We start from the raw sequence: 26,227 nt of genomic DNA, 5'->3' as shown, positions 1-26,227 counted from the left end.
TCCTTGAAGGGTCGTTCGAGACCAGGACGTTGATAGGTCAGGTGTGGAAGTGCAGTAATGCATTAAGCTAACTGATACTAATTGCCCGTACGGCTTGTCCCTATAACCTTAGCAGGTTGTGGTGAATAAGAAGTGCGTTGAAACGTTCGTTGATACAACTTCATTACCCCGATCCTTACATTGTATAAACGGTATAAATCGTTTATAATGCTTCTTCCAGATTCGAGCTGTCGCTGCCCCGTTGGGAGCGAAAGCTGTACAAGTCAAAGCTTGATGACCATAGCAAGTTGGTCCCACCCCTTCCCATCCCGAACAGGACCGTGAAACAACTCTGCGCCGATGATAGTGCTGCAACCAGTGTGAAAGTAGGTTATCGTCAAGCTAGTTATTCGAAAAAACCCCGCTGACATGTGTTGGCGGGGTTTTTTTTTCGTCCCTTTTCTCGATGATGGCGGATGTAAAAAAGCGCTTCATGACGAAGCGCTTTTGCGGCGGGAAGCCCTTATTTTGCGATCAGCACCAGCGTGCCACGGCCGCACACGCCGTATGACGTATTTTCGCCGCCGATGACATCTTCGCTACCGGGCGCGCGTACCTGGTTGGCGCCTTCGGCCCAGTTGCAGGTGTCGGTGACGCGGTACCAGATCTTGCCCGCGCCCGGCCATGGCAGCACGAAGTTCACTGGCGAGCTCCAGGCATTGTAGGCGACGTAGATGGCCGAAGCACTGTCGCCGAACTCGGAACCGTCGATGCGCCAGGCAATGGCGTGGTTGCTGCCGTTGTTGAAGTAATTCGCGTCCGCTACCGCACCGCTGGGCTGGAACCAGCGCATCTGTTCCATCACGTTCCCGTTGTTATCCACGCTGGAGTAGAAGTCGGCGGGCCGCAGGGCGGGATGGGCCTTGCGGAACGCGATCATCCCTTTGCTGAAGGACTGGAAGTTGCTCTGGTCCGTGGTCCAGCTCCAGTTCAGCCAGTTGCCGATGGAATCGAGGTTGTACGGGTTGTTGTTGCAGTTGATACTGCGCAGCATCTCGTCGCCGCCCGTCATCATCGGCACGCCGCCCGACAGCATCATCAAGGCCAGTCCATTGCGTGCCGCCTTGCGCTGGTCGGCTGCGATGCTGCCCTGGTCCCAGCTGTCGTTATTGTCATTGCCGCCGTCGCTGGGGCCGTAAGGCCAGGCCTGGTTGTTATTCTTGCCGTTGCAGCTATACACGTCCTTGAGCGTAAAGCCGTCGTGTGCGACGACGAAGTTGACCGAGTTCCACGGCTTGCGGCCATCATCCCCGTATAGGTCGCTCGATCCGGCGAAGCGCGTGGCCATGGTGCCGGTGGTGACGGTGACCGAGCCCAGTTCATTCTGGCTCTGGCGCACGGTGTCGCGGTACAAACCGTTCCATTCCGACCAGCCGCTGGGGAAGCCGCCCACCTGGTAGGAGTTGCCGCCGATGGCCCACGGTTCCGCGATCAGGTCCACGCCGCTGCCGCCAGTTGCCGGGCGCGGCGGCAATTCGTTGACGATGCGGTTCAGGGCATTGGCCGGGTCCATCTTGTCGAAGTTGTAGCAGCCGTTCTCGCAGGTGTTGCCAAGCACGGAGGCCAGGTCGAAGCGGTAGCCGTCCACGCCCAGCGTGTCGCGCCAGTAGGCCAGCGAATCGACGATCAGGTTTTGCGCCACCGGGTTGTGGGTGTTGTAATTGCCGCCCACGCCAGTGTTATCCCAAGAGGATTGGTTGTCCGACGTGAGCTCGTAATAGGTGGGGTTGTCCAGGCCGCGCATGCCGTAGATGTTGTAGGTCGAGGTGTCGTTGGCGTTCCACGCGCCGCCTTCGCCCGTGTGGTTGTACACCACGTCGATCAGCACCTTGATGCCCTGGTCGTGGAAGGCCTTGACCATGGCCTTGAATTCGCGCGTCGGACCGCCCGGCGTCTTGTCGGCTGCGTAACGGCGGTCGGGGGCGAAATAGTTCAGGGTCATGTAGCCCCAGTAGTTGTCGCCCGTGTCGTTGGCGCCGTTGACGTCGTTGGTGTCGTTCTGGGTTTCCTGCACCGGAAGGAATTCGACCGCCGTCACGCCCAGGCTGGCCAGGTAGGCCGCTTTCTCGCCGGCGCCCTTGTAGGTGCCGCGGTCCGCGGCGGGAATGCTGGGGTCGTTCATGGTCAGGCCGCGTGCATGCACTTCATACACGACGTCATCCTTGAAGGCGCGGGTCGGCTTGACACCGATCGACTGCGTGTCGCCGGCCAGCACGATGCCCTTGGGCGCAACGGCACCCGTGTCCAGGTTGCGGTACAGGGCGCCGCTGGCGTACACGGTGCCGTCCGTCATGTTCGGGTTGGTGGGATCGTGGCTCAGTTCGAGCGCGTACGGATCGGTCAGCAGCTTGTTGGGGTTGAAGCGGTTGCCGGCCGTGTCCACGTCGCTGATAAAGCCGGTGGCGCTGCCCTTGGTCCAGGCCGCGTTGTAGGGCCAGTTCGGACCCCAGGCGCGGTAGCCGTAATAGACGGTGCCTGTAAGGCCGTAGCTGGTCAGCGCGCTGGATGAGACGGTGGTGCTCCACACGCCGCCGGCACCCTGGGTCATGACGATGCGGGCCAATTCCTGGCTGCCGCTGGCGCTACCGTACAAGTACAACTCGATCCGGGTGGCGCGGCTGGAATAGATTTTGAAGTTGATGTTGCTGTGGGTGGCGTCATAGCTGGCGCCCAGTTGGCTGGCGTTGATGGCGGCAGTGGCGGGGGCGCCAGCCAGGGTGCAGGTGAGCAGAGCGGCGAGGGCGAGGCGGCTGAGTTGCATGTATGTCTCCGGTCGTCTTTATGTGTGTTTATAGTCGGGAACGGGGGAAGGATGGGCGAGGGCGGCGCGGACGCAGACAGGCGTGACGCGGCCTCGCTCGTGGCGATCAGTTTTTTCGGTGGGTGTTCGTCTCCGTTGTGCGTGCCCCTGTGCGGGGCCATCATATTTTGTGTACTTTTACTACCAACTGCTTTCGAGATATCGAGAAAACGAGCTGGTGTCGGGGGAATCTACGCGCATAAGTAGTGAATGTCAACGAGCGCACACTCTATTTGACGTAGTTTTGCTACTTAGTGAAATGTCGCCCAGATAGACCGGAACGCTGATGTGACGCAATGCAACGTCTGGTCACATTTGCTGGGCGTGCCGGGCTGGGCGGTTGTATGATGCAGCAGGGCACCGTGCAAGGTGTGACGCGGTTGTACTTGTTTGTATTTCTTACAAAGGGTCTTTTCATGTCAGCTGAAGCAAAAAAATTTCGTCTGGTAACCCGTAGCGACTTCGACGGGCTGGTGTGCGCTGTGCTGTTGAAGCACCTGGACATGATCGATGACATCCTGTTCGTGCATCCCAAGGACATGCAGGGCGGGAAGATTGCCATCAGCGCCGACGACATCACCACCAACCTGCCATTCGTGGCCGGCGTGCACCTGGCGTTTGACCACCACCTGTCCGAGACGATACGCAACACGGGCGAGCGCCCCAACCACATCATCCACCCTGAGGCGCCTTCGGCCGCGCGCGTGGTGTACGACTACTACGGCGGCGCCAAGGCCTTCCCCGCCAACTGGGGCGACATGATGGCAGCCGTGGACAAGGGCGACGCAGCCCGCTTCAACGAGCAGGAAGTGCTCAACCCGCAAGGCTGGGACTTGCTCAATTTCCTGATGGATGCGCGCACGGGCCTGGGCCGCTTCCGCGAGTTCCGCATCTCGAACTACAACCTGATGATGGACTTGATCGATTACTGCAAGAACCACACGATAGACCAGATCATGGCGCTGCCCGACGTCAAGGAGCGCAAGGACTTGTATTTCGAGCACAGCGAGAAGTGCAAGGAGCAGATCCGCCGCTGCGCCACCGTGCACGGTAACCTGGTGGTGCTGGACTTGCGCAAGGAAGACGTGATCTACGCCGGCAACCGCTTCATCATCTACGCGATGTTCCCGCAAACCAATATCTCGATCCACGTGCTGTGGGGGCTGAAGAACCAGAACACGGTGTTCGCCACCGGCAAATCCATCCTGAACCGCAGCTCGCACACCAATATCGGCGCGCTGATGCTGGAATACGGCGGCGGCGGGCATGAGAACGCGGGCACCTGCCAGGTCGACAACGAACGGGCCGATGAGGTGCTGGGCGCGCTGATCGCACGCATCAACAAGGACGGTTAAGCAGCGGCACCCAACTATGCAAAACGGCGCAGCCCGCGAGGACTGCGCCGTTTTTTTTCATTTCCGCAAGGAAATCGTCAAGTCTGATTAGAATTCTTTCTCAGGTAAGGCAATTTCATTGTTGACGCTGAACTGGTAGTCCTTGAACACGTGTTCCGCGCTCAGCAGCTGGTACTCGCCGCTCGGCATCTTGTGCGTGGTGTCCTTCAGGCGGTAGGTGTAGTGGCCGCAGGTCCAGCAGTTGAAGTTGCGCATGTGGGTGCACAGGCAGGTCTTGTCCATCACCACGATGTTTTTCTCGTCCGGATGGGCCGACACTTCGCGGTTGTAGGCGTTGATGTAGGCACAATTGCCGGTCGCGTCCAGCAGGTAGCCGTACGATTCGCAGCCGGGGCGGATGCCCGAGCCGATGGCCGGCGTGCTCTTGAGCATGCGCATCGGATAGCCGGTGGGCGAGATGCCGTTGACGATGATGTCGTCCTCGGTGGCCTTGATGTATTCCTGCTTGACCTTGTCCGGCAGGCCGCATTCCTTGGCGATGGTGAAGCGGGTCGCCACCTGCACGCCCGCGCAGCCGGCTTCGAGGAAGCTGACGGCGTCCGAGCCGGTGAAGATGCCGCCGGCCGCGATCAGCGGGATGTCCAGGTTCTCGGCCTTCAGGTAGGCCAGGATCTCGGCCACGATGGTGTGCAGGTCGTACTCGGCCCAGTCCATGCCGAAGCCCAGGTGGCCGCCGGCCAGCGGGCCTTCGACGATCACGTAGTCAGGCAGGCGGTCCAGCTTGGCGTTCTTGCGCAGGAAGATCTGCAGCGCGCGCACGGACGAGACGATGATGCCCAGCTTGGCGTCGCGGAAGCGCGGATGGTCGGCCATCAGCGCGAACGAGCCGAAGTGCAGGCCGGCCGACAGCGTGATGCCGTCCACGCCCGCGTCCAGCGCCGCGTTCAGGCGCACGCGCAGGGTTTCCTTGGGGCCGTTCATGGTCAGCTTTTCCATGCAGTTCACGAAGATCAGGCCGGGGCCTTTCTTCGCTTCCATGGTCTTGCCCACGTGCAGGCGCTGGGCCTCGGCCAGGCGGCCCAGGTCGAACTGGACCACGGCCTTGTCCATGTTGTTAATGTTGAACTTGTAGAGCTTGGTCTTTTCCTTGACGAAGCTGGTATCGAAGCGGCGGTCGGAGACGTCCTCCACCATCGCGTCCGAGATGTGGCCGATGCCACCGAGGCGGGCTGCCTCCAACGCCAGTTCCGAAGTCGAAATATCGACACCCATTCCGCCGACCATGATGGGCACATACTCGTTTTTGCCAAATCGCAGGCGGAAATCATCAACACGTTTCATTGCTATCCTTAGACTACCGAGGTTGGTCGCTGGGCTGGAGCGCCCAGGGCTGTTGCGGTCGCGCGGCAGTACCGGCATGGAGCTCCATCCATTCTACTCCATGCGTACTACAGCTTGATGACGGCGCGCGCGGGCGCCGGAAGGCAGGGATCAGTCGCGGAAGTTGTTGAACTCGAGCGGCATGTCGGGCACATCCTTGCGCAGCAGGGCCATGGCCGCTTGCAGGTCGTCGCGCTTGGCGCCCGTCACACGCACCGCATCACCCTGTATACTAGCCTGCACCTTCATCTTGCTGTCCTTGATGACACGCACGATTTTCTTCGCGGCATCAGATTCAATGCCATTCTTGATCTTGATCACTTGTTTGACCTTGTCGCCGCCGATCTTCTTGATGTCGCCATCCTCCAGGAAGCGCACATCGACCTTGCGCTTGGCCAGCTTGTTGGTCAGCACGTCGCGCACCTGGCTCAGCTGGAATTCGGAGTCGGCAAACGCGGTCAGCTCGTTTTCCTTCTGTTCGACGCGCGCATCGCTGCCCTTGAAGTCGAAACGGGTGGAGATTTCCTTGTTGGATTGATCGACAGCGTTCTTCACTTCGATCATATCGGCTTCGGAGACTACATCAAACGACGGCATGGTTCATTCCTCAATGGTGTGGCAGGCCGCGCACGGCCTCAAAGACTGACATTTTAACGGACAAAGTGGGGCGTGCCCCATACAGGCGCTGGTTTTTTGTCCGTTTCGCTCTATAATCGATCAAATTATTTGGTTTTCTTCATGTATCCATATCCCGCCCTCCAGCACCAGTTTCCCCTGCAGTCCCTCAACACTTTCCGCATCGCCGCCCGCGCCCAGGCTTACCTGCGCGTGGAATCGCTGGCGCAGTTGCGCGCCGCGCTGGCCGACCCGGATGTGGCCGCGCTGCCGCGGCTGGTGCTGGGCGGCGGCAGCAACGTGTTGCTGACGGGCGACGTGGCCGGCCTGGTGCTGCACATTGCGCTGGCCGGACGGGAAGTGCTGGCCGGCGACGCCGACCACCATCATGTGAAGGCCGCGGCCGGCGAGAACTGGCATGACTTCGTGCAGTGGACGCTGGCGCAGGGCATGGGCGGGCTGGAAAACCTGTCGCTGATCCCCGGCACGGTGGGCGCGGCGCCGATCCAGAACATCGGCGCTTATGGCGCGGAAACGAAGGACCTGTTCCACAGCCTGACCGTGTTCGACCCGGCCACCGGACAGACCCGCACCATGGACGCCGCCGCCTGCCGCTTTGGCTACCGCGACAGCATATTCAAGCACGCGGCGGGGCAGGGATTGATCATCGTCGACGTGACGTTCGCGCTGCCGCGCGCATGGCAGCCCAATCTGCGCTACGCGGAACTGGCCCAGGCCGTGGCGGAGCAGGGACTGGCCGCGCCCACGGCGCGCCAGGTGGCCGACACGGTGATCGCGATCCGGCGCCGCAAGTTGCCGGACCCGGCCGAGATCGGCAATGCCGGCAGCTTCTTCAAGAATCCCGTGGTCGATGCGGCCCAATGCGCGGACTTGCTGGCCCGTTTTCCTACGCTGGTGCACCACCGCCAGCCCGACGGCAGCGAAAAGCTGGCCGCCGGCTGGCTGATCGACCAATGCGGCTGGAAGGGGCGCAGCCTGGGGGCTGCCGGGGTGTACGCCAAGCAGGCGCTGGTGCTGGTCAACCATGGCGGCGCCACGGGGGCCGACGTGGTGCGGCTGGCGCAGGCCATCCAGGCCGACGTGCAGGCGCGCTATGGCGTGCGGCTGGAGCCGGAGCCGGTGTTCGTGTGACGGTGTGGTCCGGCGTGACCCGGCGTGGCTGCGGTCGGCGCCGGGCAGGTCATGCAGTGGCGCGGCGCCATGGCGGCGCCGCATCCGTCCTGGCGGATCAGCCGAAGTGGCAGACGTAGTCCAGCGTTTCCACCGTTTCGATGTCGAAGTGGGTGTTGCCGCCCACCTGGAACTGCTGGCCCGCGCCATAGGTGTTCCATTCGGTGGCGCCGGCCTGGCGCACCTTGCACACGCCGCCCAGGATTTCCATGGTCTCGGGCGCGCCGGTGTTGAAGGTCAGGCTGGAGGGGAAGATCACGCCGATGGTCTTCTTGCTGCCGTCGGCGAACAGCACGGTGTGCGATACGCACTTGCCGTCGAAGTAGATGTTGGATTTCTTGATGACGCTGACCTGGTCGAATTGTGCACTCATGTTCGGTATTCCTTAAACGTTGGGGGAGACGCCTTGCAGGTCGGCCGCGCTGACTACGCGGTTGCGGCCGGCCCGCTTGGCGGCATACAGGGCCTGGTCGGCCAGTTCCAGCAAGCCCTCGGCGCTGCCCAGCGGCGACGGCACCACGCAGGCCACGCCGGCCGACAGGGTGACGCAGCCGGTATGCGGCGCTTGCGGGTTGGGGATGGCCAGTTGTTCCAGATGGCGGCGGCATGATTCGGCGACGGTCAGTGCGCCGGTCAAATCCGTTTCGGGCAGGATAATGGCGAATTCTTCGCCGCCGTAGCGCGCGACCAGGTCGGCCGGGCGCTTCAAATGTTCGGTCAGGACAGCGGCCACCTTCTTCAGGCACAAATCGCCGGCGGGGTGGCCGTGGCTGTCGTTGTAAAGCTTGAAATGGTCGACGTCGCACATCATCAGCGCCACCGGCTGGCGGTCGCGCTGGCTGCGCAGCCATTCCTGCTGCAGCGCCTCGTCGAAGCGGCGGCGGTTGGCGATGCCCGTCAGGCCGTCCAGCGCGGCCAGCTTTTGCAGCTCGATGTTGGCCGCCGCCAGCTGGCGCTGGCTCTCGCGCAGGAAGCGGAACGCCTGGTCGCGCTGCAAGCGGCTGATGTAGCCGCTGGCGTGGTAGCGCACGCGCGCCTGCAATTCCAGCCGGTCCGGCAACTTGACCATGTAGTCGTTGGCGCCGGTGGCGAAGCTGTGCGCCTTCAGTTTCGGGTCTTCCTTGGCCGACAGCACGATCACGGGCACATGGCGCAGCGTGTCGTCCTCGCGGTACTGGCGGATCAGGGTGAAGCCATCCGTGTCCGGCATCACCAGGTCTTGCAGGATCACGGTCGGTTGCAGCTGGCGCGCCACCTCCAGCGCGCGCGCAGCGCTGGCCTCGTGGTGGAACTCGACGTCGGACTCACCGCCCAGCATGCGCCGCACGGCTTCCGCGATGATCAACTGATCGTCCACCAGCAGCACCCGCACCTTGTAGGCGGTGAGGGCTGGCTCCTGGTCGGCGGTAGGGGGTATCACATCGGACATCGCGTTTCTCGGGTAGCTGATTGTGGGGCTGGCGCTCATGGCTTGGCGCCGGTGGTACTGCGCAGCAGCGCGCCGATCCGGTCCAGCGGCAGCACCAGCTGGGCCGCGTCCAGTTCGGCCGCTGCGCGCGGCATGCCATACACGGCGCTGCTGGCCTGGTCCTGGGCCACGGTGGCGTGGCCGGCGCGGCGCATGGCCAGTAAGCCTTCGGCGCCGTCGCGCCCCATGCCGGTCAGCAGCACGCCGATCGCCGCGCCGCGCCAGTGCTGGGCCACGCAGTGGAAAAACACATCCACCGAGGGCCGGTAGGCATAGTCGCGCGGAGCTGCATCGTACCCCAAGCGCCCGTTTTGATCCAGCGTTAAGTGGTCGTTGCTCTTGGCGATGAGCACCGTGCCCGGCTGCAGATCGTCGCCATCGGCGATCACGCGCACGGGCATGGCCAGCTGCTCGCCCAGCCATTTGGCGAAATTGTCGGCGAAGTGCTGGTCGATGTGCTGCACCACGACGATGGCGCAGTCCGGTGGCGCCGTCCAGCCAGCCAGCATCGCCGCCACGGCCGCCGGGCCGCCGGTGGACGCGCCGATGGCCACCAGCGTATGGATGGCGGCCGGCACGGGCGGCTGGCCGTTGACACCCTTCGGTTGCATGGCCTGGTTGCCGCCGCTGTGGCGGATCAGCTTATCGATGGTGTGGATCTTGGCCAACAGTTGGGCGTCGCCGCCGGCGCCGCCCTGCAGCACGGGCGTGGCCGTCACGTCCAGCGCGCCGGCGCCCAGCGCGCGGAACACCTGGTTCACATTGTACTGTGGCTGGCCCGTCACCACCAGGATGGCGCACGGCGACTGCTCCATGATCAGGCGCGTCGCCTCCACGCCATCCAGTTCCGGCATGTTCAAGTCCATCAGGATCAGGTCGGGGCGGTTGGCGGCGCATAGCTGCACCGCCTCCAGGCCGGTGCGGGCGATCCACAGCACCTGGTGCTCGGTGGTGCTGGCCACTACGCGGCGCAGCGCCTCGGCCGCCATCGGCACGTCGTTGGCGATGGCGATTTTCATAGCGGCGCCTCGCCGATCAGGTCGGAGACGGCGTCCAGCAGCGTCTCGTCATGGAAGCTGCCCTTGGTCAGGTAGTAGTCGGCGCCGGCCGACAGGCCGCGCGCGCGGTCTTCCGGCCGGTCCTTGTAGGACACGATCATCACGGGCAGCTTGTGCAGGTGGACGTCCTTCTTGATCAGCGTGACCAGTTCGATGCCATCCATGCGCGGCATGTCGACGTCGGTGATGACCAGGTCGTATTCGCCGCTGCGCACCACGTTCCAGCCGTCGATGCCGTCGATGGCCACGTCCACCAGGAAGCCGCGCCCCAGCAGCAGCTTGCGTTCCATTTCGCGCACGGTGAGCGAATCGTCCACCACCAGGATGCGTTTCATGCGGCGCCGGCCCGCGTGGTCGGCCCGCGCCAGCTGGTGCAGGCCGCCCTCGTGCAGCAGCTTGTCGATCGACAGCAGCAAATCCGGCACGTCCAGGATCAGCACCGGCTCGCCGTCGTCGAGCAGGGCGGCGGCCGAGATGTCGCGCATCTTGCCGAAGATGGGATCGATCGCCTGCACGGCCAGGCTTTGCTCACCTCGGATGGCGTCCACCACCAGCGCGTAGCGGCGCGTGCCGCTGCCGATCACCACCACCGGCAAGTCCTCGCCACCGGCTTCCATCTCGCCCAGTTCCAGCACCTGCGCCGCCGACACCAGCCCCAGGTGCTCGCCGCCGAAGTCGAAGAACTGCTTGTTCTCCAGCGTGTGGATGGCCGCCGGCGGCACCTTGAGCACGCGCTCGACCTTGACGATGGGGATGGCGTAAGCCTCGCCCTTGATGTCGGTCACCAGCGCGCGCACGATCGATTGCGTGAGCGGCAGCGTGATCGAGGTGCGGAAGCCCTGGCCCAGTTCCGATTCCAGCCTGACGGTGCCGTTCTGCTCGCGGATGGTTTCGTGCACGATGTCCAGCCCCACGCCGCGGCCCGAGATCTCGTTGGCGCTTTCCTTGAGGCTGAAGGCGGGCAGGAACAGGAATTCCAGCAGTTCGGCCGGTGACAGCGCGGCCGCCATCTGCGGCGCGGCCATCTTGCGGGCGATGACGGTGGCGCGGATTTTTTCCAGGTCCACGCCGCGCCCGTCATCGTGGATTTCGATGCTGAGCATGCCGGCGCGGTGGCGCGCTTCCAGCACGATGGTGCCGGTGCCCGGCTTGCCGGCGGCGATGCGCTCGGCCGGCGTCTGCATGCCGTGGTCGACGGCGTTGCGCAGGATGTGGTTGAGCGGGCTTTCGATGCGGGCCAGGATGTCGCGGTCCACCAGCGTGTCTTCGCCGACGATCTCCAGGTGCACGTCCTTGCCCATGCCGCGCGCCAGGTCGCGCACCATCCGCGGGAACGCCTGCACGCCGTCGCGGAACGGGCGCATGCGCAGCGTGAGCACTTCGTCCACCATGTTCTGCGACACCGCCAGCGTGCGGCGCTCGTAGGCTTCGATGTCGGCGATGTGCTCCAGCAGGAACTGCTTGAGCGGGTGGGTTTTTTGCAGCGCCAGCAGCGACTTTTCCTTGAGGCTGGCATCGCTGCTGTTGGCGATGGCTTCATGCAGCTGTTCCACCAGCGAGAACAGGCTGCTCTGGTTGCGCTTGAAGCGCTGCAGGTCCTGGATGAAGGGATGCAGCTGGTGCGCGTTGATGCGTGCCTCGCTGGCCAGCGACAGCAGGCGGTCGAAATTCTGGGCAGCCTTGAGCGGGGCGGGCAGGCGGGCGACGGGAATGGCGGCGCCTTCGTCGGCGGTGGCTGTCGCCTGCAATGGCGTGACCGTCGGCGCGGTCGTCGTCTCCGCTTGCGCGGCGGGTGGCGCCGAGGCGGCATCCTGCGGGAGGGGCGCGGCAGGCGCGCCGGGAGCAGCAGGGGCAGCCGATGCAGGCAATGCGGGCGGCGTAGAAGGAACAGTCGGGGCAGCCGGGGCAGCCGGCATGGCGGCTTGCGGCGCGCTGGACGGGGGCTCGGGCAAGTAGGCGATGTTGGCGATCAGGTCCAGCGTGGTCCTGATCGGGGCGCCGTTGGCGGCCAGCCAGGCGTCGGCGTTCGCGTCGTCGAGCCGCGCGATTTGCAGGATCAGGTCCACCCCGGCCAGCAGCGCATCGACCCGGTTCGGCGTCAGTTGCATGCGGCCCTGCTGGGCGGCGACGAAACTGTCCTCCATGCCGTGCGCCAGTTGCACCACCAGGTCCAGCCCGACGATGGCGGCCGCGCCCTTGATCGAGTGGGCGGCGCGCATCATCGCCTCCAGCGCGCCGGCGTCGCCCTTCAGGCGCTCCACCGCCAGCAGGCCGTCCGTCAGGATCTGGGTCTGGGTGTCGGCCTCCATGCGGAACAGGTCGCGCATGGAGAACTGGCTCAAATCGCCTTGCTGATCATGGCTCATCGTAGCGTCCTCGCGAGTTGGTGGCCGATCAGGGCCGCGTCCAGGCAGCCGATCTGCATGTCGGCATGGGACAGCACGCCGGACAGGTAGCGTTGCAGGCCCTTGTTGATGGTGGCGGCCGGCGGCTGCACCGTGGCCGACGTATAACGCACGATGCCATGCAGGTCCGCCACCGGCAGCGCGAAACATTGCTCGTCCCAGCGCACCACCAGCAGCCGGGCGAAGATGTGGCGGCCGGCGGCGGCCACGGTTTCCGATTCATCTATGCCCAGCAGGGCGCCCAGCGACATGCACGGGTACAGCGTGCCGCCCACGTTGACGATGCCGCGCAGTTCGCGCGCGTGGCGGTGCGGCAGTCGGTGCGGCGCGGCTTGCGGCGCCACGGATTGCAGGATGGCGGTCGGCAGCGACAGCCATTCACGGCCGATGCGGAACACCAGGCAGGAGGCGTCGAGCCGCGCGCTGTCGTCGTCCACGCGGCGGAAGTGGTCGGCCCATTCGCGCTTGTAGCTGTCGTCCACCGCGCGCTGCATGTTGGCCTGGGCCGCGTCGGCATACACTTCGCAGTTGCGGCAGTGGATGTGGCGCGCCAGCTTGTCGCAGCTCTGGTCGCCGGAAACGCCGATGCGGTTCCAGCAATTGACGAGGATAGGGCTGTCCAGTGTCGTCATCGTTTCTCCTTCAGGACGCCTGCTGGCGCTGGTAGACGCGCGCCGCGCGGGCCTTCAGCGCGGCGGCGCCCGGGTCGCGATTGTGCTCGGCCAGCAGGGCCAGGTGGCACAGCGCTTCGTAATGGTCAGGGCGCAGGTAGATGCAGCGCCGCCAGTGCTGCTCCGCCTTCTCCAGTTGGCCGGCCTGTTCGTTCAGCAGGCCCAGGATGAAATACGCGTCGGCCGCGTCGGGCGTTTGCGCCAGGCAGGTCTGGCAGGCGTTTTCCGCTTCCGCGAAGCGGCCCTGGTCGGCCAGCTTGCGGGCCTGCTCCAGCAGCGTGGCCGTGGCGGTGGAAGCCGTCGGCGGCGTCGCTGCGGCCGGCGCGCCCTGCGCATACGCGCGTGTGGTCGCGGTCTTGGTCGCGGGCGCTGCCCCGGTGGCCCGCGCTGCGCCTGACTGTTTAGTGGCCGATGGCACGCTCGCCTTCGCTGCGCTGTGCGCCTGCGGAGCCTGTGTGCGAGGCATCGCGGCCGATGGCATGCCCGGCGCCGGGACAGGCGCCTTACCGGGCGCCGATGGCGGTGGCGCGGCGCCTTCTTTTTTCAGGCCGAAGGCGCGCGGGAACTGCAGCGGCGCGAAGCCGTGCTGGCAGAACGCCGGCACTTCCGCATAGCCGGCGAACAGCAACCCGTCATCGGCCAGCAGGGCACTCAGGCGGACGGCGGCATCCCGGGTGGTGGGCTTGTCGAAATAGATCAGCAGGTTGCGGCAGAAGATGACGTCGTATTTCGGCAGCCGGCCCGCGTCGAGCGCGAACAGGCTGCCCTGGCGAAAGCGCACCTTGCCGCGCAAGGCGTCGCTGATCGTGTATTCCTCATCGCCCGTGCGCGTGAAGTGGCGCTCGCGAAAACGCAGGTCGTCGCTGCGGAACGCGTTGCGCCCGTAGACGCCGGCCTGCGCGCGCGCCACGCACACGGGGCTGATGTCCCACGCGTCGATGGTGTAGCGCTCGGGGTCTACGCCGGCGTCGCTGAGCGCCATGGCCATCGAATACGGTTCCTCGCCGCCCGCGCACGGCACCGACAGGATGCGAGCGATGGTGCCGGACTGCGCGTCCGACAAGCGCGCCTTGACGTGGACCACGGCGGCCTGGAACGCCACCGGGTCGCGGAACAGCCATGACTCCGGCACCACCACCAGCTCCACCAGTTGCGTCAGTTCATCCGGCGACAGGGCGGCCAGGTAGGCTTCGCGCTCGGCCACGCCCAGCCGTTCCATGCGGCTGGCCATGGCCCGCTCGGCCACCGACTTCGACAGGTTCAGACCAGTCGCCTGGCGCAGGATGGTTTGCACGTTCATGACGCGGCGGCCTCCGGCTGGAACAGGATGGCGCGCAGTTCGGGCGACAGCAGCTGGTCCGGCTCCACCAGTTGCACGATGCCGGCGGTGTCGCTGGCTACCTGGCCGAGGAAGGGCGCGGCGCGCACGCCGCTGTCGGCCAGCATGGCCGCATCCACGTCGGCGATGCCCAGCACCCGTTCGGCCAGCAAACCGAGCAGGTGGGCGGCGCCATCCGGGCCGTGGTAGTGGACCAGCAGGATGCGGGTGTCGAAATGCTGGCGGCCCGGCGCCATGCCGGCCATCAGGCTCACATCGATCACGGGCACGGACTGGCCGTGGAAGTCCATCAGGCCGGCCACGGCGTCCGGCGCCAGCGGCAGCCGTTTCAGTTCGAGCAGCGGCAGCACCCGCACCACGTCGCGCAGGCGCAGTGCGTAGCGGTCGGCGCCGATGTGAAAGAGCAGTTGTTTCATCGTCGCGCGCCCCGGTCCTATGCCGCCAGCGTGAAGCTGCCCACACCCGACTGCAGGTCACCGGCCGCGTATTGCAACTGGCGCACGGCCTCGCTGGTCGCCTTTAGCGATTCCACGGTCTGCTGGGTGGCGTCGTTGAGCTGGGCCATGGTGCCCGAGATCTGCTCGGCGCCCACGGCCTGCGACTGCATGCCCTGCAACACGGCGTCGAACTGGGGCGCCAGCTTGCCCACCTGGTCCATCACGCCCGACAACTGGTCCGTCACCTGCCGCACTTCGCCCACGCTGCGCCGGATCTCCTCGGAGAATTTGTCCATGCCCATCACGCTGGCCGAGACGGCCGATTGCATCTCCTTGAGCATCTGCTCGATGTCCCAGGTAGAGACGGAGGTCTGGTCGGCCAGCCGGCGGATCTCGGTGGCCACCACGGAGAAGCCACGACCGGCCTCGCCGGCCTTCTCGGCCTCGATGGCCGCGTTCAGCGACAGGATGTTGGTCTGGTCGGCCACCTTGGTGATGGTCACCAGCACGCTGTTGATGTTGCTGGCCTTTTCCGACAGCGCGGCCAGCTTGGCGTTGATGGAATCGGTGGCGGCCACCATGTGCTGCATGGTGCCGTCCATGCGCTGCAGGTTGGATTGGGCGTCGGCGGTGGCGCTGGTGGTGTAGTCGGCCACGGCGGTGGCCTGCTCCATGGTCTTGAGCAGGGCGCTGGTGTTGGCCGAGATTTCCTTGGTGGTGGACAGGATCTCGACGCTGGTCTGGGCCTGCTCCATGCCCGTCGCTTCCTGCTGGCGGGCCGAGGCGGCGATTTCCGTGGCCGAGCTGGCGACCTGGATGCCGGCCTTCTGCACGTTGTTGATCAGGGCGCGCAGGTTGGCCAGCATGGTGGCGATGCCGTGGCCGAGCTGGCCCACGGCGTCTTCGCCGGTGACGCTGACCTGTCCCGTCAAATCGCCGGCGGCGGCCTTGGAGACCACGGCCAGCAATGCGTCCACCTTGGCGCGCAGCGCGTTGGTGGTGGCCAGTTCGCGCGCCTGGTTGTCCTCCACGGCTTGCGCCATGCGGTTGAATTCCTCGGTCACCTGGCCCAGTTCATCGTGTCCCAGCACGGGCGCGCGCGCGTCCGACTGGCCGGCCGCGATGCGGCCCACGGCCGCCGTTAACCCGCGCAGTGGCGTCAGCAGGGCGCGCGCCAGCAGCCAGGCCACCAGCATGGACAACGCCAGGCTGACCAGGCCGCCCAGCGTCAGCACCAGCAGCATCGCGTGCTGCTGGCGGGCCGCGTCTTGCGAGCGCTCGCCCAGCAGGCGCTTCTCCTCGGCGCGGGCATTGTCGAGCAACTGGTTCAGGCTGGCGGTGAGGGGACTGCCGTGTGCCAGTTCCGGCATGCGGGCGATGGTGAACGCAGCATCGGGCCGCTCGCCCAGCGCGCGGCGCCGTTCCAGTTGCGGTTCCAGCACATCCCTGAGCCAGGTTTGCAGCGAGGTTTCGAATTGGCCCAGGTGGGCTTGCTGGCTGGGGTTATCCGCCGTCAGGGCGCGCAGCCGCTGCACCGAGGCGGGCAGGTCGGCCCGTTCCGCGTTGGTGCGCACCAGCCGCTGTTCGGCGCCCGTCAGGTAGTAGCCGCGCGCTTCCACCTGCACTTGCAGCAGGTCCGTGTGCAACCGGTCCAGTGCCTGCAGCACTTCCATCGAGTGCCGGTCGAGCCGGCTCGCTTCAGCCAGGCGGACAAAATTAACATAGGCCGTGGCCAGCAGCACCAGGACGATGGCGACGATGGCGCCCACGCTGATATACAGTTTGTTGCGGATGCTCAGGTCGCTCAGTTTGCTCAGCATGCATTGCTCCAGGAAGGGGACGGCGCCATCTCAGGCTGCGAGGGCGAAACTGGCCACGCTGGACTGCAGGTCGCCGGCCGCGTACTGCAGCTGGCGCACGGCCTCGCTGGTCGCCTTCAGCGATTCCACGGTCTGCTGGGTAGCGTCGTTGAGCTGGGCCATGGTGCCCGAGATCTGCTCGGCGCCCACGGCCTGCGACTGCATGCCCTGCAACACGGCGTCGAACTGGGGCGCCAGCTTGCCCACCTGGTCCATCACGCCCGACAACTGGTCCGTCACCTGCCGTACTTCGCCCACGCTGCGCCGGATCTCCTCGGAGAATTTGTCCATGCCCATCACGCTGGCCGAAACAGCCGACTGCATCTCCTTGAGCATCTGCTCGATGTCCCAGGTGGAGACGGAAGTCTGGTCGGCCAGCCGGCGGATCTCGGTGGCCACCACGGAGAAGCCGCGCCCCGCCTCGCCGGCCTTTTCGGCCTCGATGGCCGCGTTCAGCGACAGGATGTTGGTCTGGTCGGCCACCTTGGTGATGGTCACCAGCACGCTGTTGATGTTGCTGGCCTTTTCCGACAGCGCGGCCAGCTTGGCGTTGATGGAATCGGTGGCGGCCACCATGTGCTGCATGGTGCCGTCCATGCGCTGCAGGTTGGATTGGGCGTCGGCGGTGGCGCTGGTGGTGTAGTCGGCCACGGCGGTGGCCTGCTCCATGGTCTTGAGCAGGGCGCTGGTGTTGGCCGAGATTTCCTTGGTGGTGGACAGGATCTCGACGCTGGTCTGGGCCTGCTCCATGCCGGTCGCCTCCTGCTGGCGGGCCGAGGCGGCGATTTCCGTGGCCGAGCTGGCGACCTGGATGCCGGCCTTCTGCACGTTGTTGATCAGGGCGCGCAGGTTGGCCAGCATGGTGGCAATGCCGTGACCGAGCTGGCCCACGGCGTCCTCGCCGGTGACGCTGACCTGGCCCGTCAAATCGCCGGCGGCGGCCTTGGAGACCACGGCCAGCAGCGCGTCCACCTTGGCGCGCAGCGCGTTGGTGGTGGCCAGTTCGCGCGCCTGGTTGTCCTCCACGGCTTGCGCCATGCGGTTGAATTCGCGGCCCACTTCGCTGTATTCGTCCTTGCCGCTGGCGTCGGCCCGCACGCCGGCCTGGCCGGCCGCGATGGCGCCCACGGCCTGGATCAGGCGCGCCAGCGGATCGAGCACGGCGCGCGCCAGCAGCCACGCCACCAGGAAGGCGAGCGCCACACACAGCACGCCGCCGGCCGTCAGCGTCAGCTGCATGCTCTGCTGCAGCTGCGACGATTCACGGGCGCGCACGGCCAGCAGCTTTTCTTCCTCGCCGCCGATCTCGGCCAGCAGCCCTTCGATGGCGCTCACATGGCTGAAGCCGGCGGCGATCAGGGGCGCGATCTGTTTCAGGTCCAGCCCGGCGCCGCTCTTGTCGGCCTCGGCGCGGCGCGCCACGACCGGTTGCACCACCTCGGCCAGCCAGCTGTCGAACAGCTTGGCCAGCCGGGTGATGCGCTCCTGCTGGACCGGATTGTCGGCGGTCAGCGTGCGCAGCTTGTCGAGGTGTTGGCGCAGTTGCGCCTCGTTGCCCGCGCTGTCGCGAAAACGCTGTTCGCCGGTGAGCAGATACCCGCGTTCGTTGACCTGGATTTCCAGCGCGAGGATGTCCACCTTGTCGCTCTCGTGCAGCACTTCCAGCGTGTGGCGGTCCCAGCGGCTGGCGTCGGACAGGCGCTGGAAGTTGGTGTAGGCCATGATCAGCAGGACCAGGATCAGGCCCAGGATGGCGGCAAAGCCCAGGTACAGTTTGCTTTTGATGCTCAGGTCTTTGGTCACGGTGGCTCCGGTGCGCGGCTGGGGGAAGATGATGGCAATGTAACATTTTGCCGTGCGCGGCGCGAGGGGCGTGTTGCGGCGCGGGCGCGTGCGGCGCCCCCAAAAAAAACGGGCCGCTGTGATAGCGGCCCGTGGTGGCGGGCGCGCATGGCGCCCGCTGCCTGGTGGCGTGGTCCCTTACTGGCCGCGCTTGAGGCGGGCGTTCGCGGCGATGCGCATGCGCAGCGCGTTCAGCTTGATGAAGCCGCCGGCGTCGGCCTGGTTGTAGGCGCCGCCGTCTTCGTCGAAGGTGGCGATGTTCATATCAAACAGGGAGTCGGTCTTGGAGTCGCGCGACACGACGATCACATTGCCCTTGTACAGCTTGACGCGCACCCAGCCGTTGACGGTCGATTGGGTATGGTCGATCAGGGTCTGCAGCGCGACGCGCTCGGGCGCCCACCAGTAGCCGTTGTAGATCATCGAAGCGTAGCGCGGCATCAGGTCGTCCTTCAGGTGCGCCACTTCGCGGTCCAGCGTGATCGATTCGATGGCGCGGTGCGCCTTCAGCATGATGGTGCCGCCCGGCGTTTCATAGCAGCCGCGCGACTTCATGCCCACGTAGCGGTTCTCGACCAGGTCCAGGCGGCCGATGCCGTGCTTGCCGCCCAGGCGGTTCAGCTCGGTCAGCACGGCGGCCGGCGACAGGCGCACGCCGTTCAGGGCCACGATGTCGCCTTTCTCGTATTCGATGTCCAGGTATTCCGGGGTGTCGGGCGCCGCTTCCGGGCTGACGGTCCAGCGCCACATCGTTTCTTCCGCTTCCGCGCTGGGGTTTTCCAGGTGGCGGCCTTCGAACGAGATGTGCAGCAGGTTGGCGTCCATCGAGTAGGGCGCGCCGCCGTTCTTGTGCTTCATGTCGATCTCGATGCCGGCGTCTTCCGCGTACTTCAGCAGTTTTTCGCGCGACAGCAGGTCCCATTCACGCCACGGGGCGATGATCTTCACGCCCGGTTTCAGCGCGTAGGCGCCCAGCTCGAAGCGGACCTGGTCGTTGCCCTTGCCGGTGGCGCCGTGCGAGATGGCGTCGGCGCCGGTTTCGTTGGCGATCTCGATCAGGCGCTTGGCGATCAGCGGACGGGCGATCGAGGTGCCCAGCAGGTATTCGCCCTCGTACACGGTGTTGGCGCGGAACATGGGGAACACGAAGTCGCGCACGAACTCTTCGCGCACGTCGTTGATGTAGATGTTCTCGGGCTTGATGCCGAACTTGAGCGCCTTGGCGCGGGCCGGTTCCAGTTCCTCGCCCTGGCCCAGGTCGGCCGTGAAGGTGACGATTTCACACTGGTAGTTATCCTGCAGCCACTTGAGGATGACGGAGGTGTCGAGGCCGCCCGAATAGGCCAGCACTACTTTTTTGATGTCGCTCATTTTCGATTCCAATCTACGGTTCTACGGTTATTCTTTGCTGTCCAGGCGGCCCAGCAGCAGGTATTCGATCAGCGCCTTCTGGATGTGCAGGCGGTTCTCGGCCTCGTCCCACACCACCGACTGCGGGCCGTCGATCACTTCGGCCGCCACTTCCTCGCCGCGGTGGGCCGGCAGGCAGTGCATGAACAGCGCGTCCGGCGCGGCGCGCGCCATCTTGGCCGCGTCCACGATCCAGCCGTCGAAGGCGGCGATGCGGGCCGCGTTCTCGGCCTCGTAACCCATGCTGGTCCACACGTCGGTGTTGACCAGGTGCGCGCCCTCGCAGGCGTCGGACGGGTTGGCGAAGAAGGTGTAGCGGTCGGTCGAGACCAGCGACATGTCCATGTCGTAGCCCTTGGGCGTGGACACGTTGACGTGGAAGCCGAACACTTCGGCCGCTTGCAGCCACGAGTACAGCATGTTGTTGGCGTCGCCGATCCAGGCCACGGTCTTGCCGGCGATCGGGCCGCGGTGCTCGTAGTAGGTGAAGATGTCGGCGAACACCTGGCACGGGTGGTGTTCATTGGTCAGGCCGTTGATCACCGGCACGCGCGAGTTGGCGGCGAAACGTTCGATGATGTCCTGGCCGAAGGTGCGCACCATGATGATGTCGCACATGCGGCTCATGACCTGGCCCGCGTCCTCCACCGGCTCGCCGCGGCCCAGTTGCGAGTCGCGCGTGTTCAGGTAGATGGCGGCGCCGCCCAGCTGGTGCATGCCGGCTTCGAACGACAGCCGGGTGCGGGTCGAATTCTTCTCGAACACCATCACCAGCGTGCGGTCGATCAGCGGATGGTAGATCTCGTAGTTCTTGAATTTCCGTTTGATCAGGTGCGCCCGCTCGATGACGTACTCGTATTCGGCCAGCGTAAAGTCGGAAAACTGCAGATAGTGTTTGATCGGTTTTTGGATAGACATAGTCACAACGAATTGGGGGCGTGGGCGCGGGGCGGTGTGCCCTGGGCGGCCAGCACAGCCGATCCATTATAAAGGGAATTTGGTGTAACGGTCTAACGGTGGCAGATTATGCTGTCTATACAGGTTGGGCGGCGGCGTGGGGCCGGCCACCGCTCAGTGATAGATGCGCTGGGCGCTGGCGGCGTCGTGCTGGGGCGCCGTGAGCGGCAGGTCGAGCGTGAACACGGTGCCGTCGGCGCCGCTGGCCACGCTGATCTGGCCACCGAGCAGGGAAGTGACGATGTTGTAACTGATCGACAAGCCCAGCCCGCTGCCGCCCTGGCCCAGCTTGGTCGTGAAGAACGGGTCGAAGATGCGCGACAGGTGCTCGGGCGCGATGCCGCCGCCGTTGTCGCCGAATGTGACCAGCACCCGGCCCTCGGCCGGCGTGGCCGCGCGCAGCCACATGCGGCCCTGCTGCTCGCGTCCGAACGCGTGCAGCAGGGCGTTGTTGATGAAATTGGCGATCACCTGGCCGAACGGGCCGGGGTAGCTGTCGAGCGCGATGTGCTCGGGCACCTCCGATTCGATCTTGTGGTTGGAGGCGCGGATGCGGTTCATCATGGTGGCCACCAGTTCGTGCGTGACCTGGTGCAGGTTGAACGTGCGGCGCTGCTCGGTGGTGCGGTCGACCGCCACCTGCTTGAAACTGTTGACCAGGTCGGCCGCGCTGGTCAGGCCCCGCATCACCAGTTCCGACGCCTTTTTCGCATCCGTCACGTAGGCGCCCAGGTCGGAGCGGCGCAGGCCGGGGCCGTTCATGCGCCGTTCCAGCTCCTCCGTCTTCTGCGCCAGCGTGCTGGCGATCAGCAGGCTGTTGCCGATCGGCGTATTCAGTTCGTGCGCCACGCCGGCCATCAGGGACCCCAGCGCGGCCAGCTTCTCCTGCGACAGCAGCTGCGCCTGGGCATCCTTGAGCTGGCGGTAGGCCAGGGCGTTGTCGATGGCGATGGCGCCATAGGCGCACAGGGTGCGGAAGATCAGCCGTTCGCGTTCGCCGTACGCGCACGGGCGCATGGCCTGCACCGTCATCACGCCCAGTGCCCGTTCTCCCACCAGCATGGGCGCGAACAGGGCCGACATGCTGGCCAGCGTGCCGGGCGTGAGCGTGTTGTTGGTTTCGCTGGGCACGTGCTCGATGTAGACCTCGCGCCGCTCGCGCAGGCTGCGCACGGAATGGGCGTGCGGATGGTCGAGCGCGATGGTGTTGATGGCCAGCGGCCGGCCCGCTTCCACCCCGAACGCGCGGCTCAGCGACGCGCCGCCCGCATCGGTCAGGTAGACGGCGAAGGTGTCGGCCGGCAGCAGCGCCTGCACGTGACGGTCCAGCGCCTGGAACACGGCTTGCGCGTCGAGGTGGGTGGTGATCTCCTGGCCGATGGCCGACAGGCGCTCCAGCGTGTCGCTGGTCTGTTGCAGCACCTCGGCCCGGCGCGCCTCGGAAGCGGCCAGCTCGCGGTGGTGCTGGCCCTCGGCCCGCGCGTGCTCGGTCTGGTGGTGCACCTGCATGGCGATGGCGCGGTTGGTCGCCTCCTGGCTGTGGGTCTTGTCGCGCGCCGCGCTGGCCGCCAGCGCCGATTCGTAGGCCTGGGCGTAGTTGCCCACGTTGGCGTATTCGCGCGCCAGCGCGTCGAGCAGGTCGCCGGGCAGGGTGTAGCCGTCGATGGTGGAGGCCACCGCCAGCGCCTGGTGCAGGTAGTGCAGGGTGGCGTTCTGCTCGGTCATGCCGTCCGGCGCGGGCAGCCGGTGCTCGGTGTGGATCAGCGACAGCACGCGCAGCGCGGCGATGTGGTGGTAGGCGTTGGCCTGGGCGGCGGCCAGCGCCACGGCTTGCTGCGCCGTCGCCAGGGCCGCCTCACCCTGGCCGAGGAAGCACAGGGCGTGCGCCTGGCCACGGCGGGCCACGGTCTGGAAGTCGGCCTGCTGCAAGGCGTCGGCCCGTTGTTCGAGCTGGCCGAAGGTGGCCAGCGCGCGCTCGTAGTGGCCCTGGTCGAGCGCCAGTTCGCCCAGGTATAGCAGCGCCACGGCGTAGCTGCGCGCGCCCGACAGCGGCGCCAGGATGACCAGCGCTTCCTCCAGCAGTTCCTCGGCCGCGTCCAGCCGGCCCAGGCGGCGCATGGTGTCGGCCGTGTGCATCATGCATGCGCCCACGCTGCGCGGCCAGCGCGTGGGCCGGGCCAGGTCGAGTGCGCACTGCATCCATTCGAGCGCCGCATGGTGGTCGTTCAGGTTGGTGAAGTCTTCGCCGATGTTGGTGGCGGCCGTGATGGCGGCGCGCACCTGGCCCGTGCCCAGGGCTGCCTCGTAGCATTGGATGTAGTGGCTGGCGGCCGTGCCGAACTGGCTTAGCAGGCTGGCGGACAGGCCGAGGAAGTCGCTGATCCAGGCTGCCGCCGCCGGTGGCGCCCCGGGGCGCAGCTGCTCCAGGCGCGCGGACCAGCGTTGCTGGGCAGCGCGCGCGTCGCGCAGCACGTCCCAGCGGGCCATGGTGGCCTCCATCACGATGGCGCGCGTCGTGTCGCCGGCGCGCCGGGACGCCGCCAGGGCCAGCTGCAATTCGTCGTCGCAGCGCTGGTGGTCGCCGCGGTCGATGGCGATCCAGGCCCGCAGCCAGTGGGCGTCGGCGCAGCCGGCCGCATCGTCCAGGGTGCCCAGGGTGGCATGGGCGGCGTCGGCCAGCGCTTGCGCGCCATCGAGCTCGCCCTGCAACCACAGGCTCTCGCCGCGCACCAGTTGCAGCCGCGCCAGGCCGGCGCGGGACAGTTCCGGGCCGGCGCCGGGTAAGAGGATTTCAGCCTCGTCGGCCAGGGCGGCGGCGCGGGCCGGGTCGCGCTGGCGCAGGTGCCAGGCCAGCCGCAGCAGCGGCGACAGGCGCGCCGGGCCGCGTAGGGGCAGCAGGGCCACTTCCCATTGCGCTACCGCTTCGTCGACCGCGAACATTTCCATCGTCTACCTCGGACCGGTGGGGCTGGCGCCAGTGGGCCGGCGCCAATTCATTGCCTTAGAGCATTTCTCTGGACATTGTAATACCGAGTGGCGGCGTGTGCGCATCCGGCAACAGCGATATTTTTTTGCGCCGGCTGCGCGTTGGTTGCGCTTCAGATGCGCATCCGTTGCTTATCCTTTGCCCGGCCATTATCACCGGTTGAGTTGCAATTATTGCATTTCTCTGTTCGGTCCCGCTTCCTCTCTCAAATGGCAGCAGAGGAAGCCGCGGCGCCGGCACGGCCGTGGGCCGCGCCCAGCCACACCAGCAGCAGGCCGGCGGCCGCCAGCGCCGCACCCACCAGCGGCACGGCCGCATAACCGTAGCCCTGGCTGATCACGGCGCCGCCCAGCGCCGCGCCCAGCGCGTTGCCGAGGTTGAAGGCGCCGATGTTGACGGACGAGGCCAGGCCGGGCGCCTGGGCCGCTGCCTGCATCACCCGCATCTGCACCGGCGGCACGATGCCGAACGCAGCCGCGCCCCAGGCCACGAGGGCGATGGCGGCGCCGGTTTTGGTGGCGAGCGCCAGTGGCAGCACGGCCATGATCAGCGCCAGCGCGGCCAGCATGCATTTGGTGGCGCCTTCGAGCGACCAGTCGGCCAGCTTGCCGCCCAGGCTGTTACCCAGCGTGAAGCCGATGCCGATCAGCACCAGCGCCAAGGCGACAAAACCGGGACTGGCGTGCGTGATGGTGGCCAGCATCGGCGCGACATAGGTGTAGAGCGCGAACATGGCGCCCGAGCCGAGCACCGTGGTGCCCATCGCGAACAGTACTGCGGGACGGGTCAGCACGCGCAGTTCGCGCCGCACGTCGGGACGCGCGCCGGGCTCCCCCTTGGGCAAGGCCAGCGCCAGCGCGGCGATGGTGAGCAGGCCCAGCATGGCGGTGGCGCCGAACGCGAGGCGCCAGCCCACTTGCTGTCCGAGCCAGGTGGCGGCCGGCACGCCGCCGATATTGGCCACCGTCAATCCCGTGAACATGGCGGCGATGGCGCTGGCCTGTTTCTCGCGCGGCACCACGCTGGCCGCCACCACGGCGCCCAGGCCGAAGAAGGCACCGTGGTTGAGGCTGGTGATCAGGCGCGACAGCAAGAGCGTGGCGTAGCCGGGCGCGCAGGCCGAAAGCACGTTGCCGATGGTGAAAATGGCCATCAGCGCCATCAGCGCCGCGCGCTTGCCCAGGCGGCTGAACAGCAAGGTCATCACGGGCGCGCCGGCCATCACGCCGATCGCGTAGGCCGACACCAGCATGCCGGCCGTGGGGATGCTCACGTGCACGCCGTCCGCGATCACGGGCAACAGTCCCATGGGGGTGAATTCGGTGGTGCCGATGGCGAACGCGCCGGTCGCGAGCGCGAGCAGGGTGGCAGAGGGTTTCATTACGCTTACTCCTGAGGGACAACGAGTTGGTGGAAGGCTCGCAGTGTAGCTTGGTGACTTTTGAAGATTAAGCCAGGTATCTGCTAAACTCATTTGATTTTTATTCAAATATGAAAACCACCTTCGACGAGTTGCTGGCCTTTGTCACCGTGGTCGATACGGGTTCGCTGACGGCCGCCTCGGAGTCGCTCGGGCTGACCATCTCGGCCACCAGCCGCGCGTTGGGGAGGCTGGAGGAAAAGCTGCAGACGACCTTGTTGCGCCGCACGACGCGCCGGCTGGAACTGACCGAGGAAGGCGCCACCTTCCTGCAGCATGCGCGCGCCATCCTGGCCTCGGTCGACCTGGCCGAGGAGCAGATGGCGGCACGCCGCCTGCGTCCTGCCGGCCGCTTGCGGATCGACGCGGCCACGCCGTTCATGCTGCACGTGCTGGTGCCGCTGCTCGATGGTTTTCGCGCGCGCTACCCCGAGGTGGAGCTGGAACTGCATTCGAACGAAGGGATCACGGACCTGATCGAAAAGCGCACCGACGTGGCGTTCCGCATCGGCGCGCTGAAGGATTCCACCCTGCATGCGCGTCCGGTGGGCGCGAGCCGGGTCCGGGTGCTGGCCAGTCCGGCCTATCTGGCGCGCCACGGTACGCCGGCCAAGGTGGGACAACTGGCCCAGCACGCCTTGCTGGGCTTTACCCAACCTGAAACCCTGAACGATTGGCCGCTGCGGGACGCCGATGGCGACACGCTGCGCATCCGGCCCACGATCTCCTCGTCCAGCGGCGAGACCTTGCGCCACATGGCGCTGGCGGGGCTGGGCATCGTCTGCCTGTCGGACTTCATGACGCGCGAGGACAGGCGCGAGGGCCGCCTGGTGCCGTTGTTGGTCCGGCAGACGCTGGACGTGCGCCAGCCCGTCAACGCGGTCTACTACCGCAACACGGCGCTGGCCGCGCGCATCACCTGCTTTGTGGACCACGTGGTCGAGGCGCTGGGCAAGCAGGCGTTTGAGAGCTGAGCTGGCCGCCGGCGCGTCCGT

19 protein-coding genes and 2 rRNA genes are annotated in these 26,227 nt (G+C 66.1%); 5 read left to right on the top strand and 16 right to left on the bottom strand.

What is annotated here, in order from left to right; genetic code table 11:
- Both H3H37_RS03750 and rrf read left to right on the top strand, forming a co-directional pair.
- A 23S ribosomal RNA gene (locus tag H3H37_RS03750) occupies positions 1–102 on the top strand; the annotation flags it as partial.
- Between the two features lie 167 nt (positions 103–269).
- Positions 270–382, top strand: a 5S ribosomal RNA gene (gene rrf, locus H3H37_RS03745).
- A gap of 120 nt (positions 383–502) precedes the next feature.
- On the opposite strand, the gene H3H37_RS03740 is transcribed toward rrf, so the two are convergent.
- Complete coding sequence (locus tag H3H37_RS03740) at positions 503–2,800, bottom strand: glycogen debranching protein (RefSeq protein ID WP_182160249.1); 2,298 nt, start codon at positions 2,798–2,800, stop codon at positions 503–505.
- Between the two features lie 455 nt (positions 2,801–3,255).
- On the opposite strand from H3H37_RS03740, the gene H3H37_RS03735 reads away from it, so the two are divergent.
- A complete protein-coding gene (locus tag H3H37_RS03735) occupies positions 3,256–4,194 on the top strand; it encodes an exopolyphosphatase (protein WP_182160248.1) in 939 nt (312 codons plus the stop codon).
- A gap of 87 nt (positions 4,195–4,281) precedes the next feature.
- On the opposite strand, the gene H3H37_RS03730 is transcribed toward H3H37_RS03735, so the two are convergent.
- Entirely contained in the window at positions 4,282–5,535 is a 1,254-nt protein-coding gene (locus H3H37_RS03730; protein WP_182160247.1) for a nitronate monooxygenase, read from the bottom strand.
- A gap of 150 nt (positions 5,536–5,685) precedes the next feature.
- Positions 5,686–6,171 (bottom strand): YajQ family cyclic di-GMP-binding protein, encoded by a 486-nt coding sequence (locus H3H37_RS03725; RefSeq protein ID WP_182160246.1) that lies wholly within the window; start codon positions 6,169–6,171, stop codon positions 5,686–5,688.
- A 141-nt stretch (positions 6,172–6,312) separates the two neighbouring features.
- On the opposite strand from H3H37_RS03725, the gene murB reads away from it, so the two are divergent.
- Positions 6,313–7,341 carry a UDP-N-acetylmuramate dehydrogenase gene (gene murB, locus H3H37_RS03720; protein WP_182160245.1) on the top strand — a complete coding sequence of 343 codons (1,029 nt, stop codon included), beginning with the start codon at positions 6,313–6,315 and terminating at the stop codon, positions 7,339–7,341.
- Positions 7,342–7,438: 97 nt separating this feature from the next.
- On the opposite strand, the gene ppnP is transcribed toward murB, so the two are convergent.
- The 13 genes from ppnP to H3H37_RS03655 form a co-directional block, all read right to left on the bottom strand.
- A complete protein-coding gene (ppnP, locus tag H3H37_RS03715) occupies positions 7,439–7,753 on the bottom strand; it encodes a pyrimidine/purine nucleoside phosphorylase (protein WP_182160244.1) in 315 nt (104 codons plus the stop codon).
- Positions 7,754–7,765: 12 nt separating this feature from the next.
- On the bottom strand, positions 7,766–8,809 hold the full coding sequence (locus tag H3H37_RS03710) for a diguanylate cyclase domain-containing protein (RefSeq protein ID WP_182160243.1): 1,044 nt from the start codon (positions 8,807–8,809) through the stop codon (positions 7,766–7,768).
- A 35-nt stretch (positions 8,810–8,844) separates the two neighbouring features.
- Positions 8,845–9,867: a chemotaxis-specific protein-glutamate methyltransferase CheB gene (gene cheB / locus H3H37_RS03705; protein ID WP_182160242.1), complete on the bottom strand. Its 1,023-nt coding sequence runs from the start codon at positions 9,865–9,867 to the stop codon at positions 8,845–8,847.
- Positions 9,864–12,272, bottom strand: coding sequence for a hybrid sensor histidine kinase/response regulator (locus H3H37_RS03700; protein WP_182160241.1), 2,409 nt, complete (start codon positions 12,270–12,272; stop codon positions 9,864–9,866). Before H3H37_RS03700 ends, cheB begins: the two co-directional genes overlap by 4 nt.
- Complete coding sequence (locus tag H3H37_RS03695) at positions 12,269–12,943, bottom strand: chemotaxis protein CheW (protein WP_182160240.1); 675 nt, start codon at positions 12,941–12,943, stop codon at positions 12,269–12,271. The genes H3H37_RS03700 and H3H37_RS03695 overlap by 4 nt, the downstream gene beginning before the upstream one ends.
- A 10-nt stretch (positions 12,944–12,953) precedes the next feature.
- Positions 12,954–14,282, bottom strand: a complete 1,329-nt coding sequence (locus H3H37_RS03690; RefSeq protein WP_182160239.1) for a CheR family methyltransferase — start codon at positions 14,280–14,282, stop codon at positions 12,954–12,956.
- Positions 14,279–14,737, bottom strand: a complete 459-nt coding sequence (locus H3H37_RS03685) for a chemotaxis protein CheW (protein ID WP_182160238.1) — start codon at positions 14,735–14,737, stop codon at positions 14,279–14,281. Before H3H37_RS03685 ends, H3H37_RS03690 begins: the two co-directional genes overlap by 4 nt.
- Positions 14,738–14,754: 17 nt before the next feature.
- Positions 14,755–16,578: a methyl-accepting chemotaxis protein gene (locus H3H37_RS03680; protein WP_182160237.1), complete on the bottom strand. Its 1,824-nt coding sequence runs from the start codon at positions 16,576–16,578 to the stop codon at positions 14,755–14,757.
- Positions 16,579–16,608: 30 nt separating this feature from the next.
- Complete coding sequence (locus tag H3H37_RS03675) at positions 16,609–18,420, bottom strand: methyl-accepting chemotaxis protein (protein WP_182160236.1); 1,812 nt, start codon at positions 18,418–18,420, stop codon at positions 16,609–16,611.
- 177 nt (positions 18,421–18,597) lie between these two features.
- On the bottom strand, positions 18,598–19,830 hold the full coding sequence (locus H3H37_RS03670) for an argininosuccinate synthase (protein WP_182160235.1): 1,233 nt from the start codon (positions 19,828–19,830) through the stop codon (positions 18,598–18,600).
- A gap of 27 nt (positions 19,831–19,857) precedes the next feature.
- Positions 19,858–20,787: an ornithine carbamoyltransferase gene (gene argF, locus H3H37_RS03665; protein ID WP_182160234.1), complete on the bottom strand. Its 930-nt coding sequence runs from the start codon at positions 20,785–20,787 to the stop codon at positions 19,858–19,860.
- Positions 20,788–20,940: 153 nt separating this feature from the next.
- The gene (locus H3H37_RS03660; RefSeq protein WP_182160233.1) at positions 20,941–23,772 is read right to left on the bottom strand and encodes a sensor histidine kinase; all 2,832 of its coding nucleotides are present in this window, start codon (positions 23,770–23,772) and stop codon (positions 20,941–20,943) included.
- Between the two features lie 245 nt (positions 23,773–24,017).
- A complete protein-coding gene (locus H3H37_RS03655; protein WP_182160232.1) occupies positions 24,018–25,193 on the bottom strand; it encodes an MFS transporter in 1,176 nt (391 codons plus the stop codon).
- A 110-nt stretch (positions 25,194–25,303) separates the two neighbouring features.
- Here H3H37_RS03655 and H3H37_RS03650 point away from each other — a divergent pair, with 110 nt between their 5' ends.
- On the top strand, positions 25,304–26,206 hold the full coding sequence (locus H3H37_RS03650; protein ID WP_182160231.1) for a LysR substrate-binding domain-containing protein: 903 nt from the start codon (positions 25,304–25,306) through the stop codon (positions 26,204–26,206).
- The last annotated feature ends 21 nt before the right edge of the window (positions 26,207–26,227 follow it).

Origin of the sequence: Rugamonas brunnea, from assembly GCF_014042345.1 — a bacterium.
Classification (GTDB): domain Bacteria; phylum Pseudomonadota; class Gammaproteobacteria; order Burkholderiales; family Burkholderiaceae_D; genus Rugamonas; species Rugamonas brunnea.
The sequence above is the reverse complement of the archived record's forward strand: the minus strand, read 5'-3'. Positions and strand labels throughout refer to the sequence as shown.

Excerpts from the sequence above, each read along its gene's own strand:
- H3H37_RS03685 (WP_182160238.1), bottom strand. The coding sequence starts at position 14,737 with ATGAAACAACTGCTCTTTCACATCGGCGCCGACCGCTACGCACTGCGC.
- H3H37_RS03695 (WP_182160240.1), bottom strand. The coding sequence starts at position 12,943 with ATGACGACACTGGACAGCCCTATCCTCGTCAATTGCTGGAACCGCATC.
- H3H37_RS03710 (WP_182160243.1), bottom strand. The coding sequence starts at position 8,809 with ATGTCCGATGTGATACCCCCTACCGCCGACCAGGAGCCAGCCCTCACC.
- H3H37_RS03670 (WP_182160235.1), bottom strand. The coding sequence starts at position 19,830 with ATGAGCGACATCAAAAAAGTAGTGCTGGCCTATTCGGGCGGCCTCGAC.
- ppnP (WP_182160244.1), bottom strand. The coding sequence starts at position 7,753 with ATGAGTGCACAATTCGACCAGGTCAGCGTCATCAAGAAATCCAACATC.
- H3H37_RS03725 (WP_182160246.1), bottom strand. The coding sequence starts at position 6,171 with ATGCCGTCGTTTGATGTAGTCTCCGAAGCCGATATGATCGAAGTGAAG.
- murB (WP_182160245.1), top strand. The coding sequence starts at position 6,313 with ATGTATCCATATCCCGCCCTCCAGCACCAGTTTCCCCTGCAGTCCCTC.
- H3H37_RS03655 (WP_182160232.1), bottom strand. The coding sequence starts at position 25,193 with ATGAAACCCTCTGCCACCCTGCTCGCGCTCGCGACCGGCGCGTTCGCC.
- cheB (WP_182160242.1), bottom strand. The coding sequence starts at position 9,867 with ATGAAAATCGCCATCGCCAACGACGTGCCGATGGCGGCCGAGGCGCTG.
- H3H37_RS03650 (WP_182160231.1), top strand. The coding sequence starts at position 25,304 with ATGAAAACCACCTTCGACGAGTTGCTGGCCTTTGTCACCGTGGTCGAT.
- H3H37_RS03735 (WP_182160248.1), top strand. The coding sequence starts at position 3,256 with ATGTCAGCTGAAGCAAAAAAATTTCGTCTGGTAACCCGTAGCGACTTC.
- H3H37_RS03660 (WP_182160233.1), bottom strand. The coding sequence starts at position 23,772 with ATGGAAATGTTCGCGGTCGACGAAGCGGTAGCGCAATGGGAAGTGGCC.
- H3H37_RS03730 (WP_182160247.1), bottom strand. The coding sequence starts at position 5,535 with ATGAAACGTGTTGATGATTTCCGCCTGCGATTTGGCAAAAACGAGTAT.
- H3H37_RS03740 (WP_182160249.1), bottom strand. The coding sequence starts at position 2,800 with ATGCAACTCAGCCGCCTCGCCCTCGCCGCTCTGCTCACCTGCACCCTG.
- H3H37_RS03700 (WP_182160241.1), bottom strand. The coding sequence starts at position 12,272 with ATGAGCCATGATCAGCAAGGCGATTTGAGCCAGTTCTCCATGCGCGAC.
- H3H37_RS03680 (WP_182160237.1), bottom strand. The coding sequence starts at position 16,578 with ATGCTGAGCAAACTGAGCGACCTGAGCATCCGCAACAAACTGTATATC.
- H3H37_RS03690 (WP_182160239.1), bottom strand. The coding sequence starts at position 14,282 with ATGAACGTGCAAACCATCCTGCGCCAGGCGACTGGTCTGAACCTGTCG.
- argF (WP_182160234.1), bottom strand. The coding sequence starts at position 20,787 with ATGTCTATCCAAAAACCGATCAAACACTATCTGCAGTTTTCCGACTTT.